We start from the raw sequence: 26,804 nt of genomic DNA, 5'->3' as shown, positions 1-26,804 counted from the left end.
GGGAGACTTTTGTGAGCCAGATTGTCCTTGATCGCGTCCCGCTTCGCCGGGCCCTGATTTCCGTCTACGACAAGAGCGGTCTGGAGGAGCTGGCAGCGGGCCTGCACGCGGCCGGCGTCGCACTGGTCTCCACCGGCTCCACCGCCAAGCGCATTGCCGCTGCCGGGATCCCGGTCACCGAGGTCGAGGAAGTCACCGGTTCCCCGGAGATGCTTGACGGCCGCGTCAAGACCCTGCACCCGCGCGTGCACGGCGGCATCCTGGCCGACCGCCGCGTCCCGGAGCACATGAAGACCCTTGAGGACATGCAGATCGAGGCCTTCGACCTGGTCGTGGTGAACCTCTACCCGTTCGTCGACACCGTGCGCTCCGGCGCCGCGATGGACGACGTCGTGGAGCAGATCGACATCGGCGGACCGGCCATGGTGCGCTCGGCGGCCAAGAACCACGCCGCCGTGTCCATCGTCGTGGACCCTGCCTACTACTCCGAGGTCATCGCGGCGGCCTCGGCCGGCGGCTTCGACCTCAAGTCCCGCCAGCGCCTGGCCGCCAAGGCCTTCGCGCACACCGCGGCCTACGACACCGCTGTCGCCTCCTGGACCGCCGCCCAGTTCCTCGACGAGGACGGCGACGGCGTCATCGACTGGCCCGCATACTCGGGCCTGGCCCTTGAACGCTCCGAGGTCCTGCGCTACGGCGAAAACCCGCACCAGCAGGCGGCGCTCTACGTCGACAAGGCGGCCCCGTCGGGCATCGCCCAGGCCGACCAGCTGCACGGCAAGGCCATGAGCTACAACAACTACGTCGACGCCGACGCCGCGCTGCGCGCCGCCTTCGACTTCGACGCCCCGGCCGTTGCCGTCATCAAGCACGCCAACCCGTGCGGCGTCGCCGTGGCTTCGGCAGATGCGGCCGACCCGATCGCCGACGCGCACGCCAAGGCCCACGCCACCGACCCGCTCTCGGCCTTCGGCGGCGTCATCGCCGCCAACCGCACCGTGACCGCCGGGATGGCCAACACCGTCAAGGACATCTTCACCGAGGTCGTCATCGCCCCAGCCTTCGAACCCGAAGCAGTGGAGATCCTCTCCAAGAAGAAGAACATCCGCCTGCTGGCACTGCCCGAGGGCTACGGCCGCTACCCGGCAGAAATCCGGCAGGTCTCCGGCGGCGTACTGGTCCAGGTCTCCGACAAGGTCGACGCCGACGGCGACAACCCGGCGAACTGGACCCTTGCCGCCGGCGAGGCAGCCGACGAGGCGACGCTCGCCGACCTGGCCTTCGCCTGGACCGCAGTGCGTGCCGCGAAGTCCAACGCCATCCTGCTGGCCAACAACGGCGCCGCAGTGGGCATCGGCATGGGCCAGGTCAACCGCGTGGATTCCTGCAAGCTTGCGGTCGAGCGCGCCAACACCCTGGGCGTCACCGTCGAGTCCACCGTGGATGCAGCCGGCGGAGCCGCGGGTGCCGAGGGCACCTCGGCGGAACGCGCCCGCGGCGCGGTTGCTGCCTCGGATGCGTTCTTCCCGTTTGCCGACGGACTGCAGATCCTGCTGGATGCCGGCGTGCGCGCCGTGGTGCAGCCCGGCGGTTCGGTTCGCGACGAGGAAGTCATCGCCGCTGCCAATGCCGCGGGCATCACCATGTACTTCACCGGTGCACGCCACTTCTTCCACTAGGAACTGGTGAGCCGGCTGCCGTCGGCGTTCCCCCCCAACGGGAGCGCCGACGGCAGCTTTCTGTTTTAACCGCCGCCGGGCCATTTTGCGGGCGGGGCCCCAAGGGACGTCCACCGGCGGGACTTCAACGACGCCGTCATTTGCCCCTGAGGCGACTGCACTTTTCATCCATGGTCCCCTGCACTGCAATTGCCCGTGCGCAAGTGGAATGCGATCCGGCCAGTCGTTGGCCCAGGGGCACGTGGGCCGGGGCTCAGTACAGGAAAATCGGCAGCCAGTCGCGGTTGTGCGCGTGCACCAGCACGAGGAACAAGACGAAGTCGAAGATCAAGTGCACCGAGACGACATAGGTCAACGACTTGGTCAGCTTGAAGGTGTAGCCCTGCAACAGGGCGAAGGGAAACGTCAAGAGCGGACCCCAGGCCTGGTAGCCGATCTCCCACAGAAACGATGAGAAGACCACCGCCTGCAGGATGTTGGCGAGCCAGTCCGGAAAGTGCTGCCGCAGCAGCGTGAAGGTGGTGCAGATGAAGAACAGCTCATCCCAGATGCCAACGGCATTCACTCCCAGAAAGAGCCGCCAGAAGATGGTGGGATCCGATGCGTCAGGCCAGTTGTGGAAGACCCCCGTGCCGATCAGGTACATCGGCAAAATCAGGTACCCAAGGGCGACAACACCGAGCAGGTACAACTTGGCAGCCAACGGCCATTTGCGTCCGGTGTTCACCGGAAACTTGATGATCTCTTCGCGGTAAATAAACCGCGAGGCCAGCCACGGCAGCAGCACCGCCAACGCGAGCGCACCACCCATCAGGATCATGTGCTGGATGCTCAAATCGGCATTTAGCGGAACAAGGCTGATGATCGCCAGTCCCGCCGCGATGAGGGCAAGGTGGCGTGCGAGCCTGCGGTCGATAACTGCCGCCGTGAGCAGGCTCAAGGCGAGCAGGCCGTAGCCCGCCGGGTCGTTGCCAACGCCAAAAAGCAGCACTCCGGAGGTCGAGAGCAGCGCTGCCGGCAGCACTTTCCAACTGAGGGCGGTACGGGGTGGATCAGCCAGGATCGGTCTCACACCACCAGCATGCCAGCACCGCCCGCAGCACAAAAGCATTGACGCCGCACTTGGCCGAGCCCGACCAAAACGTGTCGTCATCGAGGGACATGCCCATCTGCAGGGTCCTGCCACCTGGTCGCTGCACGGGACAGAAGCCATGCCCGGCATCGCGGACACGTTGCCGCCGCCATGGAACCACCGGGAGCCACACGGCAGACCACGCAGAACCCGGTCAGGCCATCGCCCCCTGTGCCGGCTTCGAGCCACGTTGCATCCGTGGACGGACCCTCGCGGCCGCCCCCTTAGGAAAAGGGCGCAGATCCCGCGCTAGGCAGAGATGGTCAAGTCCGCCACAGGCTGGCGTGACTCTGTCGTTATAGCCAGCCCTCCGGGTTGACCCACTTGCCGTTGACGATGACCTCGAGGTGCAAATGCGGCCCGGTGGAATTGCCCGTGCTGCCCGCAAGGGAGACGGTTTCGCCCGTCTGGACCTTCTGGCCCACGGACACCTTGAGGGCCGAGTTGTGGTTGTAGCTGGTGTGCAGCCCGTTACCGTGGTCGATCTCCACGCGGAAGCCGGAGTGTCCGGCCCATTCGGCCTGCACCACGGTGCCGGCGGCGGTGGCCTTGATGGGCGTTCCCATGGGAACGGCGTAGTCCAGGCCGTTGTGGTTCATGTAGCCGGGGCCCGTCGGGTTCTTGCGGAAACCGAAGCGCGACGTCAACCGGATGCTGTCCACCGGCTGGGCGAGCCGGGTGACTTTTCCGGCGGAAGCGGCGGCAGCGGGTGCCGGCTTCTCTTCCGTGGTGACTTTTCCGGCGGCGGCGGTGGTGACGGGTGCCGGCTTTTCCTTCTTGACGTACTTGCTGGTCACCGAGGCGCGCTTGACCGTGAGCTTGTCGTTGGCCGGGGCCCTGACATCTGCGACAGCGGTCTGGGCGACGCGCTGGGGCTCCGGGACAACTTCCGCATCTTCCTGTGCGGGGGCGGCGGCGAATGCCAGGCCGGACACGGCGGCGACGGCGGCGAGCTTGTGCACGAGCCCGAGGCGGGGGCGCTTGGTGCGCGCCGAGACCTTCAGGTCGTTGTGCAGCTCGTCGGCTTCGGCAGGCATCGCCTGCGGCACCGACTGTGCGACAGGTGCGGAAGGGATGGCGGGGGCAGCGCTGGATGCCGCGTCCGGGGACGCTCCATAGCGCAGGCCGGCGACAAAACGGCGGCCGGCGTACTGCGTTGCATCCTGGGCCTCGACGGCATCCGGGACCGCGCCTAGTGCGCGTCGGCCGGGACGTCGGGAAGTGTTTTCGCCGTTCAATGCGGTGTCCACCGTCTGCTCTGGTGAACCGTTGGCAGGCGAAGCGTCAACTGGGCTGGGCGCGCGGCGGCGCCCGGAATTAAAGTGCTGGGTCAAATGATTACCTCTCATGTATCGCCTGCGAAGTTAGCTGTCGGATTCGAGTCATGAGATCAACTCGGCCGAGCCCGCCTGGACGGACTCCGCTTCACCCCAAGATCCGTGGTCCAAGACCAGGATCGGTTGAATGGGTCCTCCGCCCCTACCGGGAATCCTTGCTCCGCGATCCACCGGTAGGGTTCTGCGAACCGGATCGGGACTGGGTTGCGTAAGTGCAACCTGACCTAAAACCCTACGGGGGCATATGCAAAAGTTACAATTTCGTTATCAATCCATGCGGCGGACAAACACGCGGGCCCAGACGTCGGTCGGGAGCTCCAGCGCGCCCTCGATCCCTGCGCCCGGATAATGTTGTATGATCAACCTTTTTCGTGGTGACTAGGCCCCCGGGCGAAATGCCGCACTCGTTGGGCTGCGCCAGCGACGCGGGTTCCACCCGGTTGATTTTGGCCGCATGGGCGCGCGGGACTGCATCGTAGAAGTGATCAAGAATACGGTGGTTCCGGGTCTGCAGCGGTGCTGATGCCCCCCATTCACGTTGGTCGACGGGCCGAACGGCCCACCAATTGAGCAGAGTCATGGCACTGCGTGGAAGAGATGGCCCCCAGCCAGGGTCTGAGGCCAGGATCCCAAGGATGCGAGCAATGGACAGCGGCGACTTGGACGGCGGCAAGGGCTCGGAACATGGGTTCCAGAGGGCCCGACGCCAGAGCCGGCCTTCCCATGCTTGGGACCGATGGTTCCCGGAGCCGAGCCACTAGTCGTGGGTGCATGGTCGCCTCGGGGATATGCTGACTCATGATTGGCACGTGCCCTACCGCAAGCAGGCGGCACTCCTCTCATCACCAGGAGCAGACAATGCCGAATTCCCCCTTCGCGCACTTGCAGAGGGTTCATGCAGAGCGACTTGCAAAGGCTGCCCGCCGCCTCGGCCGGCTTGAACCACCTTCCGACGGGTTGGGCGTTCACCGACCCCTCGCCCGAGTGCGCCGCACGTCATTGGCAGGTGCCAGCGCCGTGCTGACAGCCGTATTGGGTGCGGTACTGGTCGTGTCGGGGCAGCCGGATTATGTTGACCGGTTCGCCCCGGTCTGGGCCCCACTGGTGGGCGGCATCCTTGTCCTCCTTGCCTCCGCATCGGTCCGGTATTGCAAGCCATTGTGTGTATTGGCAACGGTGTTCCTGGGGCCGCCCGCTGTCGCCCTCGTGTTCCACCTGCTGCGCGCGGCGGGTGCAATCCCCTTTCCGATGGACCTGTTTTCGTTGCTGGTGTCCCTCGCGGCCACCGCCACGATCATTGCAGCATGGGTCCAGTGGCGCCCGCTGCGCACGGCCGCCGGCTTTCCCTTGGAGACTCCCAGATGGGTTGCCTTGCTCGGTATCACCGTTGCCCTGGTTTATCCCGGCCTCAAGACCCTCTGGGTTGCAGGCGGAAAGTGGCTGGCGCCCGAGGGCTCCCACGCAGTGGATGGGGCCTATCTTGCGCCGGTGGGACTTGCCGTGATCGGGACGGCGGCGACGGTGGTGGCCTTGCGGTGGTGGCGGCGCGATGCCCCGCGGTGGGCACACCCCACTGCAGCTGCCGGCGGCCTGACGCTGATCGGGCTCGGCACGGCGGGTCTTCACTCATCGCTTGCCCACGCGTCGAACGAAGGACCCTTGCTAGGCGTGCTCGTCTACGGTGGGTGGCTGATCTGGGGACTGGCGACACTTGGAGTCGCAGCACGTCTGTCGCACCGCCGCACGGACCCCCGCCGAACCACTTCGACTGTGCTGTGACGGCAGTACGATTCGGTTCGGCGGGCGGGCTGGACACGGCCATCCCTTCGGGATTCCGGGTCGGCGGCCGGCGTCGGGATGGGACAAGGCAGGGCCGTCCGGGTACAGGAAGGCCCCCGGGCGATTAATTCGCCTGGGGGCCAGTGCCTGGTGCTTGCCGGGGGAGCCCCCTAGCGCCGCTTGTCCACCTTGACGAAAACCGAGATTCCCAGGCCGATGGTGGCCAGGATCGCGCCGATGATGAAGGCCACGTGCGCGCCGGAGAACAGGGCGTGGGCCAGATCGGAACCCGTCTCGAGCCTTGCCGCCGAGAGCAGGGACATGACTGTCACGAAGATCGTGGTGCCGATGGCGCCGCCGAGCTGCTGGCCGGTGTTGAAGATGGCCGAGCCGTGGCCGTAGAGGCGGGGCTCGACGGTCGCCAGGGCCGATGACATCAGGCCGGTCATCAGCAGCGCCAGACCGATGGAGAAGACGATGTGGTTGATCATGAACATCCACAGCGCGGTGTCCGAATCCACCGTGACATACAGCCACTGGCCCAGGGCAAGCATGGCCGCACCCGGAATGAGGACCGGGCGGGGGCCGAAGCGGTCGTAGATACGGCCGAAGATCGGAGCGACCACGGCCTGGGCAAGCCCGCCGGGCAGCAGCATCATGCCGATGGACAGCGTGCTGATGCCGGCACCGGATTCGAGGATGATCGGGAGCATGACGATGGTGCCCAGCAAGGTGCCCATGGCGATCATGATCATCACCACGGAGAAGGTGAAGGTGCGTGCCTTGAACGGGGTGAGGTTCAGAAGTTCCCTGCCGTCGCGGGTCAGGCGCACCTGGCGCTTGATGAATAGGGCGAGGGAGACCAGGCCGACGGCGAAGGAAGCGACGGTCACGGGCAGGTTTTCGCCGGCATGCTCAAGGCTGGAGATGCCGTAGACCAGGAACCCGAAGGCCAGCGCGGAGAGCACGACCGAGAGGACATCGAGCGGAATCCTGCGTGCCTGCGAGGGTAGCTTGATGAAGATGATGCCCAGGACCAAGATGGCCACCGACAGTGGCGCCATGAGGATGAAGATGTAGTGCCAGGTGAAGGCGTTGACGATCGCGCCGGACACCGTGGGGCCGATGGCCGGGCCGACGGAGATGACGATCGAGTTCAAGCCCATGATGGCTCCGCGCTTGTGCACGGGAACCAGCTGAAGGGTCGTGGTCATCAGCAGCGGCAGCACGATTGCGGTGCCGATGGCCTGGATGATGCGGGCCACCAGCAGGACGGCGAAGCTCGGCGCGAAGACCGCGAGCAGCGTGCCGACCAGGAAGCTGGAGAGCGCGAAGATGAACAGGCTTCGGGAGCTGAAGCGCTGCAGCAGGTAGCCGGTGGTCGGGATGACAACGGACATGGTCAGCAGGAAGCCGGTGGTCAGCCACTGTCCGGCGGCGGCGGAGACCGAAAGGTCCGCCATGATCGCCGGGAGGGCCACGCTGAGCACGGTTTCGTTCAGGATCATCAGGAAGGCGGCAAGCGTCAGGGAGCCGATGATGCCGACGAGTTGCCTGGTGGGCAGTGTTGGCGGGGTCTGGCGGGCAGGGGCCGCCGGCGGGGAAATCGTGTCTTCTGTGGACATGGCCATCGGAAGCTACCTCTTCTGTAAGATTCGAACGACTAAAATCATGTCACGGTCTGACACCTTTGGTAAGTTAAAACTGTCAGAGTGTGACATGAAATATACTTGGAGGAGAGCCGCCCCCTGCCGGGGCGGACCTTCTTGCGAGAAAAGAGCCGAACCTTGGGTATCCGTGAAGAGCACCGCGCCCAGATGCTGCGCGAGATCCAGCGTGCCACGCTGGACCTCGTGGAGGAACAGGGCCTGGATGCCACGACGATCGGCGACATCGCCGCGCGCGTGGGCATTTCCGAGCGCACGGTCTTTCGCTACTACGGTTCAAAGGAACATGCGCTCATGCCCGGCCAGCAGAGCCTGATCGACACGCTGGTGTGCAGCGAAAGTGCCCACGCCGAGGCCTCCGGAATCCTGGGGGACCTTCTGGCGGTGTGCCGTGAGCTCTTTGCGCTGGAGGTCGCACAGAGCGATTTCCGCAGGATTTCCCGCCTGATGGTCCGGGAACCGGAGATGCTGCGGATTGTCGCGCGGCAGGAGCGGAACCTGGTGGAGGCCCTCAGTTCGGCGTTGGTCCAGCGGGGGCCGCTGAGCCCGATCCAGGCGCTCCTGGTTGCCGAAGTGGTCACCGCCGCCTGGCGTGTCGCCTGGCAGACTTTCGCCCGGCAGGAATTCGACGGCGTGGAGTCCGATCCGGTGGAACTCTTCGACGAAACCGTGCGTGAGTTGGGGAGCCTGTTTCCTCGCGCGTGAGGCCCGGACCCCCGGAGTTCAGTTACGACGGGTTAACTTAATGCGGATCGGCGGCCAGGGTGCCGGTTTCCCCGGCTTTTCGGGGCGAAACGGGGCCGGGGGAGAACGGGAGCCTCGCCACAAAAAGTGTCTGGACGCAGCAAATCGGGTAAGTTAGGGCTGTTGAGATCAATTCGGACTACACATATCCGATAAGACCGTTCAGGGAGACGCCACACCTATGGCCAAGATTATTTACACCCACACCGACGAAGCTCCGATGCTGGCAACCCACTCGTTCCTGCCGATTGTCGAAGCGTACGCCTCGACCGCGGGTGTAGAGATCGAGACGCGAGACATCTCGCTGGCCGGCCGCATCATTTCCGTCTTTGGTGATTACGTCACCGCCGAACAGCAGGTTCCCGACGCCCTCGCCGAGCTTGGCGCACTGGCCAAGAGCCCGGATGCCAACATCATCAAGCTGCCGAACATCTCGGCTTCCATTCCGCAGCTCAAGGCAGCCATTGCCGAACTGCAGGCCGCCGGCTACGCACTTCCGGACTACCCGGACAACCCCTCTTCCGACGAGGAAACCGACGTCCGCGCCCGCTACGACAAGATCAAGGGTTCCGCCGTGAACCCGGTGTTGCGCGAAGGCAACTCGGACCGGCGCGCCCCGTTGAGCGTGAAGAACTACGCCCGCAAGAACCCGCACACCATGGGTGCCTGGACCGCTGACTCCAAGACCAATGTCGCAACCATGGCCGAGGACGACTTCCGTGCAAACGAGAAGTCCGTGGTCATCGACGCGGACCAGAACCTCTCGATCCGCTTCGTTGGCGAAGATGGCGAAGTCAAGGTCCTGAAGAAGTCCCTGCCGGTGATCAAGGACGAGATCATCGACGGCACCGTGATGCACGCCGCCTCGCTGAGCGCCTTCCTGAAGGACGCGATCGCCCGCGCCAAGGCCGAAGACGTGCTCTTCTCGGCACACCTGAAGGCCACCATGATGAAGGTCTCCGACCCGATCATCTTCGGCCACGTCGTCAAGGCCTACTTCTCCGAACTCTTTGAGACCTACGGCGAGCAGCTCGAGGCAGCCGGCCTGAACCCGAACAACGGCCTTGCGGCCATCCTCGGCGGGCTCGATGACCTCTCCGACGACGTGCGCGCCGGCGTCGAGGCACTGATCGCCAAGGGCTTCGAGGAAGGCCCGGCCATCGCCATGGTCGACTCCGACAAGGGCATCACCAACCTGCACGTCCCCTCCGACGTCATCGTCGACGCCTCCATGCCCGCCATGATCCGCACCTCGGGCCACATGTGGGACGCCGAGGGCAAGGAACGCGACACCCTGGCAGTGCTGCCGGACTCCTCCTACTCGGGCATCTACCAGGTCGTCATCGACGACTGCCGCGCCAACGGCGCCTACGACCCGACCACCATGGGCACCGTCCCGAACGTCGGCCTGATGGCCCAAGCGGCCGAGGAGTACGGCTCCCACGACAAGACCTTCGAGATCAAGTCCGCCGGACACGTCCAGATCCTGGATGCCACCGGCGGCGTGCTCATCGAACACCAGGTCTTCCCGGGTGACATCTGGCGCGCCTGCCAGACCAAGGACGTGCCGGTGCGCGACTGGGTCAAGCTGGCAGTCAACCGCGCCCGCGCCTCGGCCACCCCCGCGGTGTTCTGGCTGGACGAGACCCGCGCGCACGACGCCGTGCTGATCTCCAAGGTCAACGAGTACCTCAAGGACCACGACACCGAGGGCCTGGTCATCGAGATCCTCTCGCCGGTCGATGCCACCAAGTACACCATCGAGCGCATCCGCCGCGGCGAGGACACCATCTCGGTCTCCGGCAACGTGCTGCGCGACTACCTCACCGACCTGTTCCCGATCCTCGAATTGGGCACCAGCGCCAAGATGCTTTCCATCGTGCCGCTGATCGCCGGCGGCGGCCTGTTCGAGACCGGTGCCGGTGGCTCGGCCCCGAAGCACGTGGCCCAGCTGGTGAGCGAAAACCACCTGCGCTGGGATTCCCTGGGCGAGTTCCTGGCCCTGGCCGTCTCCTTCGAGCACCTGGCCAACACCTCGGACAACGCGCGCGCGCAGATCCTCGCCGACACACTGGATGCGGCAACCGGCACCTTCCTGCTGGAAAACAAGTCGCCCAAGCGCAAGGCCGGCGAGCTGGACAACCGCGGCAGCCACTTCTACCTGGCCAAGTACTGGGCCGAGGAACTGGCGGCACAGACCAAGGACGCCGAGCTGGCAGCGGCATTCAAGGCCGTCTCCGAGGCACTGGGCGGCAACGAGGAGGCCATCGTGGCCGAGCTCGCCGCCGTGCAGGGCGCCCCGGTCGACCTGGGCGGCTACTACCGCCCGGTCGAGGAAAAGGTCGCAGCCATCATGCGCCCGAGCTCCACGCTGAACGCGGCGCTGGAACTGCTCACCAAGTAGTCCCTCCCCTTCCGCAAGGAAGCACGGCAGAGGCCGCCACGATCCTACGATCGTGGCGGCCTTCGTCGGTTAACCGTGCCCTACAGCCCGCGGCCGACCTCCCAGATGCTCTCGGAGGTTCCGGTGAGCAGGGCGTTGACGGAGGCGGCCTGCGCGTCGGTGAACGAGGCGATGTAGTCCACGATGGCCCGCGCCCTGCCCAGGCGCTCGATCTCGCCGGCCGGGACGTTGCCGGCGGGTCCGGGGGTCTGAGCGTAGAGCTGGCGGTATTCGCCGGTCGCCGCCTCGACCGAGTCAAGCAGCCGGCGCGGTGCGCGGGCCGCATCCTGCGGGTCATCGAGCCAGGCGGCCAGCCCCTCGGCCAACGACCTGATGATGCGGGTCTGCCCGCGCTGGTAGAGGGCCAGGTCGGAGCGTTCAAGCACAAAGCGCTCGTGCACGAACTTGAGCACCACCACGTCGTGCCAGGCCTCGTCGGCCAGGCGCACGTGGCCGCTGCGCACCCCGGGGTCCCTTTCCACCGCGATGGAGGCCTGCAACCTGTCGATCCAGCGGCGGGTGAAGCCGGTGACGGCGCGGTCCGCATCGAGCCCGCCGTCGTAGGGCAGGGAAAGCAGCCCCTCGACCAGGTCGTGGCCCACGCGCAACACCGAGGCCCGGAAGGCGTCGGCGTTCGCGATCCACGGGTCCTTGGCTGCCACCCGGCGCCAGGTGCGCTCCAGCCCGTGGCCGGGCAGCCGCGGGTCCAGCTCGCGCATATCCAGGCGGGCCAGGTCCGGCCCCGATTCGAGCCAGTGCCGCAGCTCGGTGGACACCAGCGAATACTGCAGCACCCCGGCGCGGTAGAAGTCGTCCAGGTCGTGCACCGCGTATGCAATGTCGTCGGCGATGTCCATGACCGAGCATTCCAGGGTCTGCTGGTGTTCGGCGATCTGCGGGAAAACCGAAAGCACGTCACGCATCTCGGCCTCCTCGATGTCGTAGGCCGAGTATTTCAGGGCGGCGTTTCCGCCGCCGAGGCCCACGCCGCGCGGCAGGAGTGCCGGGGACCGGGCCGGCAGGGAACGCCATTCGTTGCGGGTCCAGGGGTACTTGAGCACCGCCGCCCGCACCGCCCGGGTCAGGTTCATCCCGCGCGGGCTCGCGTCGCAGCTGTCCAGCGCGGTGAGGATGCGGAAGGACTGGGCGTTGCCCTCGAACCCGTCGGGCAGGCGCAGGATCTGCCGGGCGGCCCGGTCCAGTTCCTGTTCGCCCAGGTGCCCGAAGGGCGGGTGGCCCAGGTCGTGTGCGGCCGCGGCGGCCTGCACCACCACGGGATCGCAGCCGCCAAGCTCGGCCACGAGTGAGCGCGTCGGCTCGTCGGCGTTGCGCAACCCGATGGCAATCGAGCGGGCCACGGCCGAGACCTTGAGCGAGTGGGTGAGCCGGTTGTGCACCACGGTGCCCGCGCCGGCCTGCGGAATCACCTGGGTGACCGCCGAGAGCCGGGAGAAATAGGGGGAGAAGCGGATGCGTTCGATGTCGACGCGGAATTCGTCTTCGCCGGGCCGCGAGTCCTCGCGGATCGGCCGCTCGCGGCCGCCGGTCTGGTGGGTGGTGTTCCTGTAGTCCATGGTGCGCACCAGCTTAGTGCGCACCCGGTGCGGGCGCCCCGCGACCCACGGCATCTTCGGAGGATGGCGCGGATCATCTGGATCGGCGCCGAACCCCCGGAGCCGGTATCCGTCGACACAAAGGCGTCACAGAAACCGGGACGAGTCACACGCTGGAACCACATCCCCGTGAATACGGGTGTTCCGCGGGTTCCGGGTCCGTAACAATGTGACCGTCGCTCCGCCCGGAAATGACGCCGCATGGACACATGAAGTGTTTTTGCCCTTCGTGACGGCTGCATCGGCGAGCGCCTTGCGCACCTTGTCGACGCTGTTCCAAGATGAATGCATCAACCATCAAGAGCGGCTGAGAGATCTGGCTCGTTGACGCCGCAGCAACCATCGTCCGATGGATTCCCCTCGCGGGGACTCCGCTCGGCGAGGGTGCTAAGGCCAGAAGCGATGGAGCCGCTTCAGCGTTCACTCATCATCGCCGCAGGAAATCCGTGACGGATCCCTGGGGCTTTGGTGGCGATCCCTGATGCCTCCCTCGAATCGACGAGGAGACACGCATGAGCATTGAAACGACAGCCGCACCGCCGTCCCTGTCCTACGAGCTGTACCCGCCGGTGAACCGCGACGCCACCGAGGGGATCTTCAACAGCATCGCGGCCCTGGAGGCGACGGATCCCGACTACGTGTCGGTGACCTACTCGGGGTCCCCGACAAGGAGGAACGCGTCGCTGGAACTGATCGAGCACCTCATCCAAAACACCCGGCTGCGCCCGCTGGCGCACCTGACCTGTGTGGGGGAGAGCCGCGAATCCCTGCAGAACCTGATCCGGCACTTCATCTCCCTCGGGGTCCGCGGGGTGCTGGCCCTCCGCGGGGACCTGCCGACGGACCCGGATGAGTGGCGCGGGGAGTTCCCCTTCGCCCGCTACCTGATCGAGTTGATCCGCGAGGTCGAGGCCGACCACTCGGCCGCCCTGGCCGGCGGGCGGCTGGGGGTGGGCGTTGCCGCCTACCCGATCCGGCACCCGGAGTCCCCGTCCTTCGAGCACGACGTCGAGGTGCTGCTGGCCAAGGAGCGCTCCGGCGCGAACTACGCGATCACGCAGGTCTACTTCCGGGCCGGCGAATACACCAACCTCGTGGAATCGGCCCGCCGCGCCGGGGTCACCATTCCGATCATCCCCGGGGTCATCCCGCTGAACTCGCTGCGGCGCCTGAACCGGCTGGCATCGATGACGGGCATTGCCCCGGACCCGATCCTGGCCCACGCCCTGGAGACGGCGGACTCGGATGGCGAGCGCCACCGCATCGGCGTGGACGCCGCCGTCACCCTGGCCAAGCGCGCCTTCGACGACGGGGCGCCGGGCGTGCACCTCTACACCTTCAACGACCACCGCGGCTCCCTCGATGTCATCGAGCGGCTCGAATTGCCGCGGACCCGTGCCAGGGCGTCCAACGCCTGGGCAACCCGCGCCGCCGTCTAGACCCACACACCTTCCCATTACTTTCCACCACGCCAGAACAACAGGAGAATCACCATGACCAAGGCAACCTTCCCGGCAGCATCCATCCTCGGCTATCCGCGCATCGGGCCCAACCGCGAGCTCAAGAAGGCCCTCGAGGCGCACTGGGCAGCACGCACCGACGAGGCCACGCTGCACGCCGCCGCCCGTGAACTGCAGAACGCCAACCTGGCAAGGCTCACCGGGCTGGGCCTTGCGGCCGACGACGCCTCGCTTCCCGGCGACTTCGCCTACTACGACCAGGTGCTCGACGCGACCGTCGCCCTCTCGGCGCTGCCCGCCCGCTTCGCCGACCTGGCCGACGCCAACGGCGCCATCGACACCGCCGCCTCCTTCGTGCTGGCCCGAGGCGACGAATCCCGCGCCCCGCTGGAAATGACCAAGTGGTTCGACACCAACTACCACTACCTGGTCCCGGAAATCGGCGAAGCCACCCCGGTCAAGGCCAACGCCGCCGCCCTGGTCGAGTCCTTCGCGGCACACGCCGCCCAGGGCAACACCATCCGCCCCACCCTCGTGGGCCCGATCAGCTACTTGCTGCTGGCCAAGCCCGAGGACGGCGCACCTGCCGGTTTCGACCCGCTCTCGCGCATCGACGAGGTCGTTGCCGCCTACGGCGAGATCCTTGCTGCACTTGCCGCCGCCGGCGCGCCCTGGGTGCAGCTCGACGAGCCGGCACTTGTCACCGACCGCGGCGCCGCCCTGGCCGTCCCCGGTGCGCTCGCCGAAACCGTCTACACGCAGCTGGCCGCCGCCACGGCGCGCCCGGCCCTGCTGGTGGGCCTGGGCTACGGCACCGCCGGGGATCCCGCCCGCCCGGGCGCCACCCAGGGCCTGCTGGCCCGCACCGGTGTCGAGGCGGTGCACGCCGACCTGGTCCGCGGCGCCGTGCCCACCGCCGAATTCCTCGGCGACCTTGCCGGTTCCACCCTTGTTGCGGGCATCGTTGACTCGCGCAACATCTGGCGCAACGACCTGGCCGCCTCGCTGGGCACGCTCGCCTCCCTGCGCACCGAGGTCGAAAAGGCCGGCGGCACCCTGGCCGTGGGAACCGCCACCTCGCTGCAGCACGTCCCGCACGACGTCGCCCAGGAGGCGAACCTGCCGCCCCACCTGCCCGAATGGCTGGCCTTCGCCAACCAGAAGGTCGCCGAGGTGCTGACCCTGGCCAAGGGCCTGGCCGAGGGCGAATCCGCCATCGCCGCCGAGCTCTCCGCCGCCGAATCGGCACGTGCCCACCGCGCCGGATTCGCCGGGACCACCGTTGCCGCGGTGCGCGAGCGCCTGGACAACCTGACCACCGCCGACTTCTCCCGCTCGGATGCAGCAATCCGCAAGGCCGCCCAGGAGACCGCCCTGGCGCTGCCGCCGCTGCCGACCACCACCATCGGCTCCTTCCCGCAGACCACCCAGGTCCGCACCGCCCGCGCCGCGCACAAGGCCGGCACCCTGGACGACGCCGCGTACGAGGGCTTCCTCAAGGAGGAAATCCAGCGGGTGGTGGAACTGCAGGAACGCCTGGGACTCGACGTGCTGGTGCACGGCGAGGCCGAGCGCAACGACATGGTCCAGTACTTCGCCGAGAACTTCGACGGCTTCTCCGAAACCGAGAACGGCTGGGTGCAGTCCTACGGATCGCGCGCCACCCGCCCCTCGATCCTCTGGGGCGACGTCTCCCGCCCGGCGGCCTTCACCGTCCCGTGGATTTCCCACGCCGCCTCGCTGACCAACAAGCCGCTCAAGGGCATGCTCACCGGCCCGGTCACCATCCTGGCCTGGAGCTTCATCCGCGACGACCAGCCCCTGGCCACCTCCGCCAACCAGGTGGCCCTGGCGCTGCGCGACGAGATCGCGGACCTGCAGGCCGCGGGCATCGGCATCATCCAGGTCGACGAGCCGGCACTGCGCGAGCTGCTGCCGCTGCGCGCCAAGGACCAGGCCAAGTACCTGGGCTGGAGCGTTGACTCCTTCCGCCTGGCCACCTCGGGGGCCGCGGACGCCACGCAGATCCACACCCACCTGTGCTACTCGGAGTTCGGCGAGATCATCGAGGCCATCGACGCCCTGGACGCGGACGTGACCTCGATCGAGGCTGCCCGCTCCCGCATGGAGGTCACCGCGGACCTGACGGAATTCGGCTACAGCCGCGGCATCGGCCCGGGCGTGTACGACATCCACTCCCCGCGCGTGCCCTCCACCGCCGAGGTCGCCGAGCTCATCGACATCGCCCTGGCGTCCCTGGACCCGAAGTCGCTGTGGATCAACCCTGACTGCGGGCTGAAGACCCGCGGCTACGCGGAGACCGAGGCCTCGCTGGCCAACCTGGTGGAAGCGGCCGTCGCGGCCCGCGCCACCCTGGGCGCCTCCGTCTAGTCCCGCCGTGCGGGTGCGGCATCCACCTTGGGGGTGCCGCGCCCGCATCCCATCCCGACCACGCTTAGCCTCCCCTCCGGCCCGAAAGGCACGATCATGGCCCCCAGCACCTGGCGCAACGCCACCACCGAAATCCATTCCGGGTACGCCCCGGCGGCACCGCACCGCCCCATGACCGTGCCGATCTACAACTCGGCCGCCTACCAGTTCCCCGACTACGCCACCGCCGCGAAGCTCTTCGCGCTCAAGGCGCCGGGCTTCACCTATTCGCGCACCGGGAACCCGACCGTCGCGGTGCTGGAGGAACGCGCCGCGGCCCTCGAGGGCGGGATCGGCGCCATCGCCACCGCCACCGGGCAGGCGGCTGTCGCGATCTCGCTGCTCGCGCTGCTGCAGGGCCAGGGCCACCTGGTGGCCTCCAACAAGCTCTACGGCGGCACCGTGGACCTGCTCACCGACACCTTCGCCGACTTCGGCGTGAGCGTCACGTTCGTCGATCCCCAGGACCCGGCCAACTGGGCAGCGGCCATCACGGAGAAGACCCGCGGCTTCCTGCTCGAGTCGGTTTCCAACCCGCTGATCACCCTGGTGGACTTGCGCGCCATCGCCGAGGTGGCCCACGCCGCAGGCGTGCCGGTGGTCGTTGACAACACCCTGGCCACCCCGGCCGCCTACCGGCCCATCGACTTCGGCGCGGACATCGTGGTGCACTCGGCCACCAAGGCGCTGGCGGGACACGGATCGGTTCTTGGGGGACTGGTCATCGACGCCGGCACCTTCGATTTCTCCGACGCCGCCCGCTGGCCGCAGATCGCCGCGCCCAAGGCGCGGTACTACGGGGATTCGCTGCTGGAACGCTACGGGAACAAGGCCTACCTGATGCTGGTGCGCTCCAAGTTCCTGCACGACCTGGGCCCCAGCCTCGCCCCGGCATCGGCGGCGGCGATCCTCACCGGCATCGAGACGCTCTCGCTGCGCGCGGCCAAGGCCCAGGACAATGTGTTGGCGCTTGTCCGCGCGCTGGCGGCGCACCCCGCGGTGGCCCGGGTCCACCACCCCTCCGTGGCCACGCACCCGGATCATGCGCTGGCGGCACGGGACTACCCGCGGGGGACCGGCTGCGTGTTCTCCTTCGACCTCAAGGACCCGGACGCCGTGCCGGGGCTTGTCGACTCGCTGCAGCTCTTTGCCCTGGCCGCGAACATCGGGGACACCCGCTCCCTGGTGGTCCACCCCGCGGCGATGACCCATTGCCGGCTCGACGCGGAGAAGCTTGCCGCCGCGGGGATCGGCGCCGGCACGCTGCGCATCTCCGCCGGCCTCGAGGACGCCGCCGACCTGGTGGCAGACCTGCTCGCCGCGCTCGATGCGCCCGAAAGCCGCAAAAGCGCACCCCCGGCCGCGCACCGCGAAACCATCAACGCCTAGAGAAGGGACGAACCACCATGGGCACCACCACCAGCCACGGCTTTAACACCCAGGCCATCCACGCGGGCCAGGCTCCCGACCCGCTCACCGGCGCGGTCATCCCGCCGATCTACCAGACCAGCACGTTTGTCCAGGACGGGATCAACGTACTGCGTGCCGGGCACGAATACTCGCGCGGCTCCAACCCGACGCGCAACGGCTTCGAAACCCAGCTCACCGCCCTGGAGGCGGGACATGCGGGCTTCGCGTTCGCCTCCGGGATCGCCGCGGAAGACGCGCTGCTGCGCGCGGTGCTGGAACCCGGGGACCACATCGTGCTCGGGGCCGACGGCTACGGCGGCACCAACCGCCTGGTCAACCGCCTGCACGGCAAGTGGGGGATCACCAACACCCCGGTCGAGATCACCGACCTGGCGGCCGTCGCCGCGGCCGTGCAACCCGGGAAGACCGCGCTGCTCTGGGTGGAGACGCCGTCCAATCCGCTGCTGGGCATCGCGGACGTCGCGGGCTGGGCCGCGATCGCCCGCGCCGCCGGTGCACTGCTGGTCGTGGACAACACCTTCGCCACCCCGTTCCTGCAGCGCCCGCTCACCCTGGGCGCGGACGTGGTGGTGCACTCGACCACCAAGTACATCGGCGGTCACTCGGATGTGCTCGGTGGAGCGGTGATCGTCGCCGACCGCGTGTTCCGCGGCGAGGAGCTCGCCGCGGCAGTCGGCTTCCAGCAATTCGCCGGGGGCGCGGTGGCCGGTCCGCAGGACTGCTTCCTGGCCGCCCGCGGGCTGAAGACCCTGGGGTTGCGCATGGAGCGCCACTGTTCAAACGCCGCCGTCATTGCCGCATGGCTGCAGGGGCGCGGGGAAGTCGACACCGTGCTCTACCCGGGCCTTGACACACATCCCGGCCATGAACTGGCCAAGAGCCAGTCCAGCGGCTTTGGCGGGATCGTCTCGCTGCAATTTGCCGGCGGCGAGGCCGCCGCACGGGCCTTTGCCGAGTCGACCAAGCTTTTCGCGCTCTCGGTGTCCCTGGGCGGGGTCGAGTCGCTGGTTTGCTACTCCGCGGAAATGACCCACGCCTCGGTGATCGGCACCCCGCTGGCGGTGCCGCGGAACCTGGTGCGCCTTTCGGTGGGCATCGAGCAGGTCGAGGACCTCGTCGCGGACCTGGAGCTCGGGCTCGCCGCCGCCCGCAGCGCCTCGCTCCAGGGTGCCGCGGCCTGAGGCAATTGACTTGCGGTGGTCCTGCAGATGGTCTGAGGGGGCCGGGGAGGGCCGCCGCATTGCCCCGGCACGGTGTTTCGACATCGGCGCCGGGGCCGGAGACACGGCGGGTAATGGAGTCATCCAGGCCGTGTTGGACGGGTGGGAGCGGGCAGGTACCTGGCGGCCGGCCCGCTCCCGCACCGCGGGTATTCGCTCCATTGCGTTACCGACCCCGGTCACATGACGCCGGGATCTTGCGATGAGCGGTACATTTTCCGCGACCAGCGGTCCGACTTGGGCGAACTGGCAAATCGATTGGACATGTCTTGATCAATTTGTCACCATTTTTTCATGTCAACCGATCGAAACGTACAACCCAAGCCCGGACTGGATGCCGAGGAGCGCAGCGCGAAGGTCGCCGTGACACTCTTCCCGCTGCTGGTCCTGGCCGGCGGGGCCATTGCCCTGCTGACCCCCGAAACCTTCAGCGGATTTTCCAAGGCCATCAATCCCTTGCTCATGATCATCATGTTCGGCATGGGCCTGACGCTCACGCTGCCGGACTTTGCGCTCGTCGTGCGCAAGCCGCTGCCGGTGCTCCTGGGCGTCGTGGCGCAGTATGTGATCATGCCGCTGCTGGGCCTGGGCATTTCGATGCTGTTGCAGCTGCCTCCGGCGCTGGCCGCCGGCGTCATCCTGGTGGGCTGTGCGCCGGGCGGAACCGCCTCGAACGTGGTGACCTACCTGGCCAAGGGGGACGTCGCCCTCTCGGTGACGATGACCTCGATCTCCACCCTGCTGGCACCCATCTTCACCCCGCTGCTGACCCTGTGGCTGGCGGGCCAGTACCTGCCGGTGGATGCCGGGTCGATGGCCAAGTCGATCGTGCAGATCGTGCTTATCCCCGTCGTGCTCGGCCTGGTGCTGCGCGTGCTCCTGCCGCGCCTGGTCGCCAAGGTTCTGCCCGCCCTTCCCTGGGTCTCGGTCATCGCCATCACCGGGGTGGTGCTCATCGTGGTGGCGGGCAGCGCCGCCGCCATCTTCAGCGCGGGTCTGCTGATCCTGCTGGCCGTCATCCTGCACAACGCCGGTGGCGTTGCGCTGGGCTACGGAACCGCCAAGCTCTTCAAGCAGCCCATTGCCACCCGCCGCACCATGGCCATCGAGGTCGGCATGCAGAATTCCGGCCTGGCCTCGGGCCTGGCCAAGACCTACTTCACGCCCGAGGCGGCGCTGCCCGGCGCCGTGTTCTCGGTCTGGCACAATCTCTCCGGTGCGGTCATCGCAGCCTTCTGGCGCCGCAGCAGCGCAAAGAACGCCGAGCGCGAAGCCGCCGAAGCGGAGCTTGCGGTCAAGTAGGTGGCGGGTGATTCAAATTTCCGAAGGTTCCAGGGCCGCGCCGCAAGGCAGACGACCAGGGAACCTTCGGCAGTTTGATGGCCCTATTCGATCCTTGGCCTAGCCTGGCCTCGAAGGATTTGGCCTAGTCGATGCCCGTGTCCAGAACCGTGGGCTTCACCGGATTGCCTTTGTCGTGGCGTGAGCGGGCGCGTCCATAGGAGCTGCGTGAATTCTGTTTCCACCACCACCAGTCGGCGTTTGCGGCGATCCTGCGCAGGCGGCGTTCACTGAGCGGAGTAAACCCCCTGACGACCAGCTCTCGGTGGATCTCCTCTGCGGCGCCATAGGCCATGTTTTTCCACTGTTTGCGGATACGCACACTGTGGCGGTGCTCTTTGCACCACTCGCTAAGCCGGCTAAATAGCTCTGTTCCCGTATCCATTTCCGCTTCGCCTTGCAGCACTATGGAGTCCAGCCGCGGCCGGATTCATGCCGTTCCCCTTGCACTCTCTCCGAACGGCGTGGATGACAACATTCGACATTGCCCAAGGGCGCCACTTCATGGATTAAATCTAGTTCGGAAGGTCTCCAGCGTAAACATAGTGGCAGGTCTATCCCTCAAAGGGAGCCGGCAGGATATCTCGGTGCGACATGATGGACACGGCTTCCAGCCGCGGGTCTTGGTGCAACGCCCGGAACAGCATCGGTTCGGCGGCAATGATCAGCGAATCCGGGTATAGGCACGTGCCCCAGGCGAAGGTCTTGAAGGGGTCCTCCACGAACTCGGGAACCTGGTCCCGCATGGCGGAGGCAATGACCTCCTCGATGCCCAGGATTTCGTGGACGAACTCATGGCCATCAAAGCTGCTGCTTGTTGCATCCGGCGGGAAAGCCCGGGCACGGCCGACCCAGCTGCGCGTGTGCAGCGGATACCGCGGACCGAAGTGCGCGATCAGGATCTCGCCGAGGGCCTGGGCCGTGGAAAGATCCAACGTGCCCAGGGGAGCGCGGGGAAGCTCCGCGTCGGCGTGCTCCAGCGAGTGCGCGGACCAGAGTTCGTTCCAGTCGGTGGAACCCGCCAGTTCGACGCCGGCCGGCAATATCTCGGACCAGCGCTGCGGTTCATCGAGCCGGTCGTGCGTGGGGAGGAACAATCGCAAGAGTCGGAGTGAATGAAAATCTTCGGTGATGTAGTCCCTGGCCAGCAAGGAATCCTCCATTGCTCGATGGCTGTCGGGTATGAAAAAGTTTGGCGGTGCCGCGGGATTCCCCGGCACCGCCAAACCTTGTTTTCATTGCCCCGAGAGCGGGCCTACCGCGAGACGAGGTCGTTCGGGTAGCGGATCCCCAGCTGGTGGCGGATCCCGTCGAAGATCGCCATGGTGTTCACCGAGTGCTCCCACGGCATGGTGGGGGACTCGTTGAGGCCCTGCTGGATGCATCGGGTCGCCTCGCGGAATTCGAAGGTGTAGTTCGCGCCCACCGGTTCAAAGACCTCGGTCCGTGCCGGGCCGTCGGCCGGGTGGATGAACAGCTTCGTGGGGTTGTGCAGCGGCGCGTTAGTGCCCAGCCAGCCATTGGTGCAGGCGACGCGGGCTTCCTTGGTCGGGGAGCTGGTCAGCGACACCATCAGCTGGGCGTGGCGCACGCCCGGGTAGCCCAGGGTGATAGCGGTCTGGATGTCCACGCCGTCGTCGTTGAGGTCGCTGCTGGCCTGCACCGAGGTGGGGAAGCCAAAGGCGCCGATGGCCCAGGTGAGCGGATAGACCGCCAGATCCAGCAGGGCCCCGCCGCCGGCGGCCGGGTCGAAGAGCCGCCACGTCGGGTCGTAGGGGGCAACGAATCCCAGGTCCGCCTGGACCCAGGAAGGCTCGCCGAGCTCGCCGGATTCCAGGATGTCCAGGGCCCGGCCGAACGCCGGGGTGAAACGGGACCAGACCGCCTCCATGAGGAAGAGGTCGCGGGCCTCGGCCTCGGCCACCAGGGCACGGGCCTCGGAGGCGTTGATGGTCAGCGACTTCTCGCAGACCACGTGCTTGCCTGACTTCAGCGCGGCCATGGCGATCTCGAAGTGCTGCCCGTGCGGGGTGCCGATGTAGACGGCGTCGATTTCCGGCTCGGCGAACATCACCTCGTGGGACCCGTAGGCCCATTCGATGTCGTGTTCGTCGGCGAAGGCGCGGGCGCGCTTCTCGCTGCGCGAGGACACCGCCATCACGTTGGCGTCCTCCAGCGACTTGAGATCGGCGATGACGTTTCCGACGATGCGCCCGGTGGAGACGACGCCCCAGTTCAGGGTGCGGCCCGTGGCCTTGATTGGCGAGGGGGCTCCCGGATGTGCGGTGGGTGGTGCCTGGATGTAACTTGCCATCGCGTGTGTGCTCCCTATTCTGTGGGCGGGTGTTTACCTAGCGTGCGGCGTTTGCCTCACGGTGCTTCGCCGCCAGCACCAGGTAGTGGGCGGCGTTTTCCTTCAGGTTCTCCACCTCCTCGTCGCTCAGTTCGCGCCTGACCTTGGCCGGAACCCCGGCAACCAGCGAGCGCGGGGGCACCTGCGTGCCCTCGAGCACCAGCGCGCCGGCGGCCACCAGGGAATTCTCCCCGATGACGGCGCCATTCATGATGGTGGCGCTCATGCCGATGAGGCAGTCGTTGCCCACGGTGGCCCCGTGGACCACCGCCGAGTGGCCCACCGAGACGCGCTCGCCGATGGTGCAGGGATAGCCGGTGTCCGCGTGCAGCACCACGTTGTCCTGGAGGTTCGTGCCCTCCTTGACGGTGATGGTATCCGAGTCCCCGCGGGCCGAGACGCCGTAGAAGGCGCTGGCATTGGCACCCAGGGAAACGTCCCCGGAAAGCGTTGCTGTCGGTGCCACGAATGCGGTGGGGTCGACGGACGGGGTGATCGAGTCAATGGTGATGATGTGGGCCATGACACCCACTGTAGCCGTTGGCCGGCGGGGCCATTGGTTGGTGACACGAAGCGGCCGCAGGCGTGTTCCGTGCCGTGGTGGGGACCCCGCTGCCGTCCTGGTGTCGCGTTCGGGGGAGGGGCGGTGGCCAGCGTGCCGGGCAACCCGATAGTGTTGTCCTTCGGCTCCGCGCCCTGGGGCGGCGGAACCGAAAGACGGTGTTCGGACGCAAAGGGTGAGGGAGCAGCTGGGACGATGTGGCCGCAGCACAAGGTCGAGGTTTACGAGCAAATGGTCGCAGCACTCCGTGGCACGCTCGATGAACAGGCGGGGAGCATCCCTCCCCGGGTCCTGGAGCGGTTGAGGGGGCTCATCGAGGGTGCCGTCCACACCATCGAGAACAGTCCAGAAATCGTGGCCATGGGGCTTCCCGACCTTGAGCCCGGGGAAACCGACGCGGGGCCGGACGATCCCGCCGAGCTCGAATCGGCGGCGGTTGAACCGGCAGCAGTCGAACCCGCGCCGGCCGAACCGAAGACCCCGGTCGACCATTTCAGCCACGGCGCGCACGCCGAGGCCAACAGGCTGTTGAAGGCCAGGGCGCTGGCCAGGTGGCTTTGGGACCGCAACATCGGCGGCGACCAGGTCCTGGGGTTCACCAACAAGTGGCGCAACAAGATTGCCCGCGCGGCAGGCGTGAACCCGCCCTCCACCCTGGAAACCTGGACCCTCGCGGCTGAACTGATGGGGCGCATGGAGCAACTTACCGGTTCCGAGGCCAGCGCGCGCCACCACCTGGACGAGCATGAGCAGTGGGCCAACGAACCCTAACCGGATTTTTCGTGGTGGTTTCCGGTGCCCCGGCGGCCGGCGGGCACCCGTCCGCCCAAAGGGGGATCATTCTTCACGACGCGCACCCGCGGCGCACGGAAACGTCCCCTCCGGTGGTGGCATGATGAACGCATGAGCGAAAACGAAGACCCCACGCTGCGTTCCGTCGAGCTGACCCGCACCGCGACAGGCCGTTACACGGTGCGCAATGACGCGGGCGCTGAAATTGAATTTGGCCAGGGCGAAGGATTGCTGAGCCCGGTGGAGTTGCTGCTGGCGGCGATTGCCGGATGTTCGTCGATCGACGTCGACACCGTGACGGCCCGCAGCGCCGAACCCACGACCTTTCGGGTGGCGGCAAGCGGCCACAAGCTGGTTGAGGACGGTGCCAACCGCATGGACGGCCTGCACCTGTCCTTCGACGTGGCCTTTCCGGACACCGCCGGCGGGCGCAAGGCCGCCGGCCTCGTGGAACGCCTGGTGGAGCTCTCGCACGACAAGTACTGCACGGTCTCACGCACCGTGGAGCGCGGCACCGCCGTCACCTCGGAAGTCCACGTCGCGCTCGGTGAAGCCGAAGGCTGAGGGTATCGCCTGACGAAGTCCCGGCCGGGGCCGCGCAAACGGCGCCGCGCTGTCAGGAGAAAACGACGGTGCGGTAGCCGTCGAGCATGACCCGGCGCTCGGCGTGCCAGGCCACGGCACGGGTCAGCGTGCGGCCCTCCACGTCCCGGCCCATGGCCACGAACTGCTCGGCCGTGCGCGCGTGGTCCACGCGGATGACCTCCTGCTCGATGATCGGTCCCTCGTCCAGGTCCGCCGTCACGTAGTGGGCGGTGGCGCCAATGAGCTTGACGCCGCGGGCGTGCGCCTGGTGGTAGGGCCTGGCCCCCTTGAACGACGGCAGGAACGAATGGTGGATGTTGATGGCCCGCCCGTTGAGCGCACGGCACAGGTCATCGGAGAGGATCTGCATGTAGCGGGCCAGGACCACCAGCTCGATGTCGTGCTCGTCCACCAGGGCCAGCAGCCGGGCCTCGGCCTCGGCCTTCGTGGCGGCGGTGACCGGGATGTGGATGAATTCAATGCCGTGGAAGTCGGCCATGGGCTTCAGGTCAAGGTGGTTGGAGACAATGACCGGGATGTCCACCGGCAGGGTCCCAGCGCGCTGCGAGTAGAGCAGGTCGTTGAGCGCGTGGCCTTCCTTGGACACCATGATCAGCGTCCGCACGCGCGAACCGGCGGCGGTGACCTTCAGTTCCATGCCGAACTGCTCGGAGACCGGGCCCAGTGCCGCGCGCACCGCCCCGAGGTCCTGGTCCGTGGCCACGGCGATGCGCATGAAGAAGTTGTGCGTCTCCGGGCTTTCGAACTGCTGCGACTCGGTGATGTTGCAACCGGCGCTGAGCAAGGCTCCCGAGACGGCGTGGACGATGCCCGGACGGTCGGGGCAAGACAGGGACACAATGAATTCGTTGGTGCTCACGGGATTACGCTACATGCAGCGTTCGCCGTGGCTGAATCCGGCGGAAAAATGAAGCGTTCCTAGCCCGCCGCCACGGCCGCCTCGCGCGGATCCGGCACCCGCACGGCGGCAACCGCCGCGGCCCGGCCGGCGCGCGTTGCCCCGATGGTGGAGGCGGAGGCGCCGTAGCCGACCAGGAACAGGCCGGGGACCTTGGTGACGGTGACCGAATCCTCGCCCATGACGATGCCGCCGCCGGGCTCGCGCAGGCCCAGGGGAGCCAGGTGGTCAAGGGAGGCGCGGAAACCGGTGGCCCACAGGATCACGTCGATGTCCTCGGTGCTGCCGTCGGTGAAGGTGACGGCCGCCGACGAGACCGAGTCGATCCCGCCGCGGGAAACCAGGACCCCGGAGTCGATTCCCTCCTGGTAGAAGTCGGTCAGCGGCAGGCCAGTCACCGAGACCACGGAACGTGGAACCAGTCCGGCATGGGTGCGGTCGTTCACGTTCGCCTCCACCTCGATGCCCCAGGCCTTGTTCTGCGGGGCTTCCCTCCACTGCGGAGCACGCCGGGTGGACCACAGGGTGTCGATGCCCAGGGAGGCGAGCTGCAGCAGGAATTGCGCGGCGCTGGTGCCGCCGCCGACCACCAGCACCCGCTTGCCCAGGAACTGCTCGGGCGCGACGAAGTCCCGGGTGTGCAGCTGGCGGCCGGTGAATTCGCGGGCGCCGGGGTAGTACGGCCAGTAGGGCTTGTCCCAGGTTCCGGTGGCGTTGATGACGGTGGCCGCCTGGATCCGGCGGCCGTCGGTTGACGTGATGGTGAAGCCCTCGCCGAGCGAGCCGGTGACGGTCCTGGCCTTGAAGGGGCGGACCACCGGCAGGGCAAACGCAGATTCATAGTCGCCGTAATAGCGGGTGACCACCGCGGAGGCCGGTTCGGCGCGGTTCGGTGTGTCCAATTCCATACCGGGAAGCGAATGCAGTCCGTGGGCGCGGTCGAAGGTCAGGGAGTCCCAGCGGTGGCGCCACGCGCCACCGGGTCCCTCGTTGGCATCCAGCACGACGAAGTCCGCGAAGGGGACCAAGCCCTTGCGTCGCAGGTGGTGGGCGGCCGAAAGTCCTGCCTGGCCGGCACCGATCACGACCGTACGAAGCTGTTCACCGATCGATTGCATTCCGGCTGGCCCTCCTGTGGGACGTGGTTATTGAAGATACAACTGTCACTCGGTGTAACAGTCTGGCCCACGGGCCTATTCCGACTAATATCGAAGGGTGTCGCAACTGGCGTTGGGTGGGATGAACCACCGGGGAACGGCACACGAGCTAACCACGGACCGCGCGCCTGGGTCCGGGGGTTGAATGATTCGCAATGTG

21 protein-coding genes and 3 riboswitches are annotated in these 26,804 nt (G+C 67.1%); of the genes, 11 read left to right on the top strand and 10 right to left on the bottom strand.

Annotated features, from left to right (window positions below; translation table 11 throughout):
- Positions 1-11: 11 nt before the first annotated feature.
- A complete protein-coding gene (gene purH / locus AC6CHY_RS08675) occupies positions 12-1,679 on the top strand; it encodes a bifunctional phosphoribosylaminoimidazolecarboxamide formyltransferase/IMP cyclohydrolase (protein WP_217388556.1) in 1,668 nt (555 codons plus the stop codon).
- 253 nt (positions 1,680-1,932) lie between these two features.
- On the opposite strand, the gene AC6CHY_RS08670 is transcribed toward purH, so the two are convergent.
- A complete protein-coding gene (locus AC6CHY_RS08670; protein ID WP_336245064.1) occupies positions 1,933-2,751 on the bottom strand; it encodes a CPBP family glutamic-type intramembrane protease in 819 nt (272 codons plus the stop codon).
- 356 nt (positions 2,752-3,107) lie between these two features.
- A complete protein-coding gene (locus tag AC6CHY_RS08665; RefSeq protein ID WP_498226514.1) occupies positions 3,108-4,061 on the bottom strand; it encodes a M23 family metallopeptidase in 954 nt (317 codons plus the stop codon).
- A gap of 87 nt (positions 4,062-4,148) precedes the next feature.
- Positions 4,149-4,323, bottom strand: a riboswitch (cyclic di-AMP (ydaO/yuaA leader).
- Between the two features lie 842 nt (positions 4,324-5,165).
- On the opposite strand from AC6CHY_RS08665, the gene AC6CHY_RS08660 reads away from it, so the two are divergent.
- Positions 5,166-5,927 (top strand): hypothetical protein, encoded by a 762-nt coding sequence (locus tag AC6CHY_RS08660; RefSeq protein WP_498226513.1) that lies wholly within the window; start codon positions 5,166-5,168, stop codon positions 5,925-5,927.
- Between the two features lie 170 nt (positions 5,928-6,097).
- Here the strand turns inward: AC6CHY_RS08660 and AC6CHY_RS08655 are convergent, their stop codons facing one another.
- Positions 6,098-7,552 carry an MDR family MFS transporter gene (locus AC6CHY_RS08655; protein ID WP_498226512.1) on the bottom strand — a complete coding sequence of 485 codons (1,455 nt, stop codon included), beginning with the start codon at positions 7,550-7,552 and terminating at the stop codon, positions 6,098-6,100.
- Positions 7,553-7,714: 162 nt separating this feature from the next.
- On the opposite strand from AC6CHY_RS08655, the gene AC6CHY_RS08650 reads away from it, so the two are divergent.
- Together AC6CHY_RS08650 and AC6CHY_RS08645 are read left to right on the top strand one after the other, a co-directional pair.
- Positions 7,715-8,299: a TetR/AcrR family transcriptional regulator gene (locus tag AC6CHY_RS08650; RefSeq protein WP_498226511.1), complete on the top strand. Its 585-nt coding sequence runs from the start codon at positions 7,715-7,717 to the stop codon at positions 8,297-8,299.
- 220 nt (positions 8,300-8,519) lie between these two features.
- The gene (locus AC6CHY_RS08645; protein ID WP_217388561.1) at positions 8,520-10,742 is read left to right on the top strand and encodes an NADP-dependent isocitrate dehydrogenase; all 2,223 of its coding nucleotides are present in this window, start codon (positions 8,520-8,522) and stop codon (positions 10,740-10,742) included.
- Between the two features lie 80 nt (positions 10,743-10,822).
- Here AC6CHY_RS08645 and AC6CHY_RS08640 read toward each other — a convergent pair whose 3' ends face one another.
- Positions 10,823-12,409 (bottom strand): deoxyguanosinetriphosphate triphosphohydrolase family protein, encoded by a 1,587-nt coding sequence (locus AC6CHY_RS08640; protein ID WP_498226510.1) that lies wholly within the window; start codon positions 12,407-12,409, stop codon positions 10,823-10,825.
- A gap of 276 nt (positions 12,410-12,685) precedes the next feature.
- Positions 12,686-12,803, top strand: a riboswitch (SAM riboswitch).
- Between the two features lie 103 nt (positions 12,804-12,906).
- Here AC6CHY_RS08640 and AC6CHY_RS08635 point away from each other — a divergent pair.
- The 5 genes from AC6CHY_RS08635 (at position 12,907) to AC6CHY_RS08615 (ending at position 20,237) form a co-directional block, all read left to right on the top strand.
- Positions 12,907-13,833: a methylenetetrahydrofolate reductase gene (locus AC6CHY_RS08635; RefSeq protein ID WP_498226509.1), complete on the top strand. Its 927-nt coding sequence runs from the start codon at positions 12,907-12,909 to the stop codon at positions 13,831-13,833.
- Between the two features lie 54 nt (positions 13,834-13,887).
- Complete coding sequence (gene metE / locus AC6CHY_RS08630) at positions 13,888-16,245, top strand: 5-methyltetrahydropteroyltriglutamate--homocysteine S-methyltransferase (RefSeq protein ID WP_498226508.1); 2,358 nt, start codon at positions 13,888-13,890, stop codon at positions 16,243-16,245.
- A gap of 96 nt (positions 16,246-16,341) precedes the next feature.
- Positions 16,342-17,673, top strand: coding sequence for an O-acetylhomoserine aminocarboxypropyltransferase/cysteine synthase family protein (locus AC6CHY_RS08625; RefSeq protein WP_498226507.1), 1,332 nt, complete (start codon positions 16,342-16,344; stop codon positions 17,671-17,673).
- Positions 17,674-17,690: 17 nt separating this feature from the next.
- Positions 17,691-18,896: a cystathionine gamma-synthase gene (locus AC6CHY_RS08620; protein WP_217388565.1), complete on the top strand. Its 1,206-nt coding sequence runs from the start codon at positions 17,691-17,693 to the stop codon at positions 18,894-18,896.
- A 333-nt stretch (positions 18,897-19,229) separates the two neighbouring features.
- Positions 19,230-20,237 carry a bile acid:sodium symporter family protein gene (locus AC6CHY_RS08615; RefSeq protein ID WP_498226506.1) on the top strand — a complete coding sequence of 336 codons (1,008 nt, stop codon included), beginning with the start codon at positions 19,230-19,232 and terminating at the stop codon, positions 20,235-20,237.
- Between the two features lie 124 nt (positions 20,238-20,361).
- Here AC6CHY_RS08615 and AC6CHY_RS08610 read toward each other — a convergent pair whose 3' ends face one another.
- The 4 genes from AC6CHY_RS08610 to AC6CHY_RS08595 all read right to left on the bottom strand — a co-directional run bounded on the left by AC6CHY_RS08610 (position 20,362) and on the right by AC6CHY_RS08595 (position 23,152).
- Positions 20,362-20,682, bottom strand: coding sequence for a hypothetical protein (locus AC6CHY_RS08610; protein WP_217388567.1), 321 nt, complete (start codon positions 20,680-20,682; stop codon positions 20,362-20,364).
- A 148-nt stretch (positions 20,683-20,830) separates the two neighbouring features.
- On the bottom strand, positions 20,831-21,439 hold the full coding sequence (locus AC6CHY_RS08605; protein ID WP_217388568.1) for a hypothetical protein: 609 nt from the start codon (positions 21,437-21,439) through the stop codon (positions 20,831-20,833).
- A gap of 92 nt (positions 21,440-21,531) precedes the next feature.
- Positions 21,532-22,590, bottom strand: a complete 1,059-nt coding sequence (locus tag AC6CHY_RS08600; protein ID WP_217388569.1) for a Gfo/Idh/MocA family protein — start codon at positions 22,588-22,590, stop codon at positions 21,532-21,534.
- A 37-nt stretch (positions 22,591-22,627) separates the two neighbouring features.
- Positions 22,628-23,152 (bottom strand): gamma carbonic anhydrase family protein, encoded by a 525-nt coding sequence (locus AC6CHY_RS08595; protein WP_217388570.1) that lies wholly within the window; start codon positions 23,150-23,152, stop codon positions 22,628-22,630.
- A 234-nt stretch (positions 23,153-23,386) separates the two neighbouring features.
- Between AC6CHY_RS08595 and AC6CHY_RS08590 the strand changes: the two genes are divergently transcribed.
- On the top strand, positions 23,387-23,962 hold the full coding sequence (locus AC6CHY_RS08590; protein WP_498226505.1) for a hypothetical protein: 576 nt from the start codon (positions 23,387-23,389) through the stop codon (positions 23,960-23,962).
- A gap of 132 nt (positions 23,963-24,094) precedes the next feature.
- Positions 24,095-24,547 (top strand): OsmC family protein, encoded by a 453-nt coding sequence (locus AC6CHY_RS08585; protein ID WP_217388572.1) that lies wholly within the window; start codon positions 24,095-24,097, stop codon positions 24,545-24,547.
- A 52-nt stretch (positions 24,548-24,599) separates the two neighbouring features.
- Here AC6CHY_RS08585 and purU read toward each other — a convergent pair whose 3' ends face one another.
- Positions 24,600-25,448, bottom strand: coding sequence for a formyltetrahydrofolate deformylase (gene purU / locus AC6CHY_RS08580; RefSeq protein ID WP_498226504.1), 849 nt, complete (start codon positions 25,446-25,448; stop codon positions 24,600-24,602).
- 59 nt (positions 25,449-25,507) lie between these two features.
- Complete coding sequence (locus tag AC6CHY_RS08575) at positions 25,508-26,605, bottom strand: NAD(P)-binding domain-containing protein (RefSeq protein ID WP_217388574.1); 1,098 nt, start codon at positions 26,603-26,605, stop codon at positions 25,508-25,510.
- Between the two features lie 92 nt (positions 26,606-26,697).
- A riboswitch (ZMP/ZTP riboswitch) is annotated at positions 26,698-26,785 on the top strand.
- The last annotated feature ends 19 nt before the right edge of the window (positions 26,786-26,804 follow it).

The sequence above is a fragment of the Paeniglutamicibacter sp. GQ140 genome, assembly GCF_059759235.1.
This window is presented reverse-complemented; position numbering and strand designations above follow the sequence as displayed.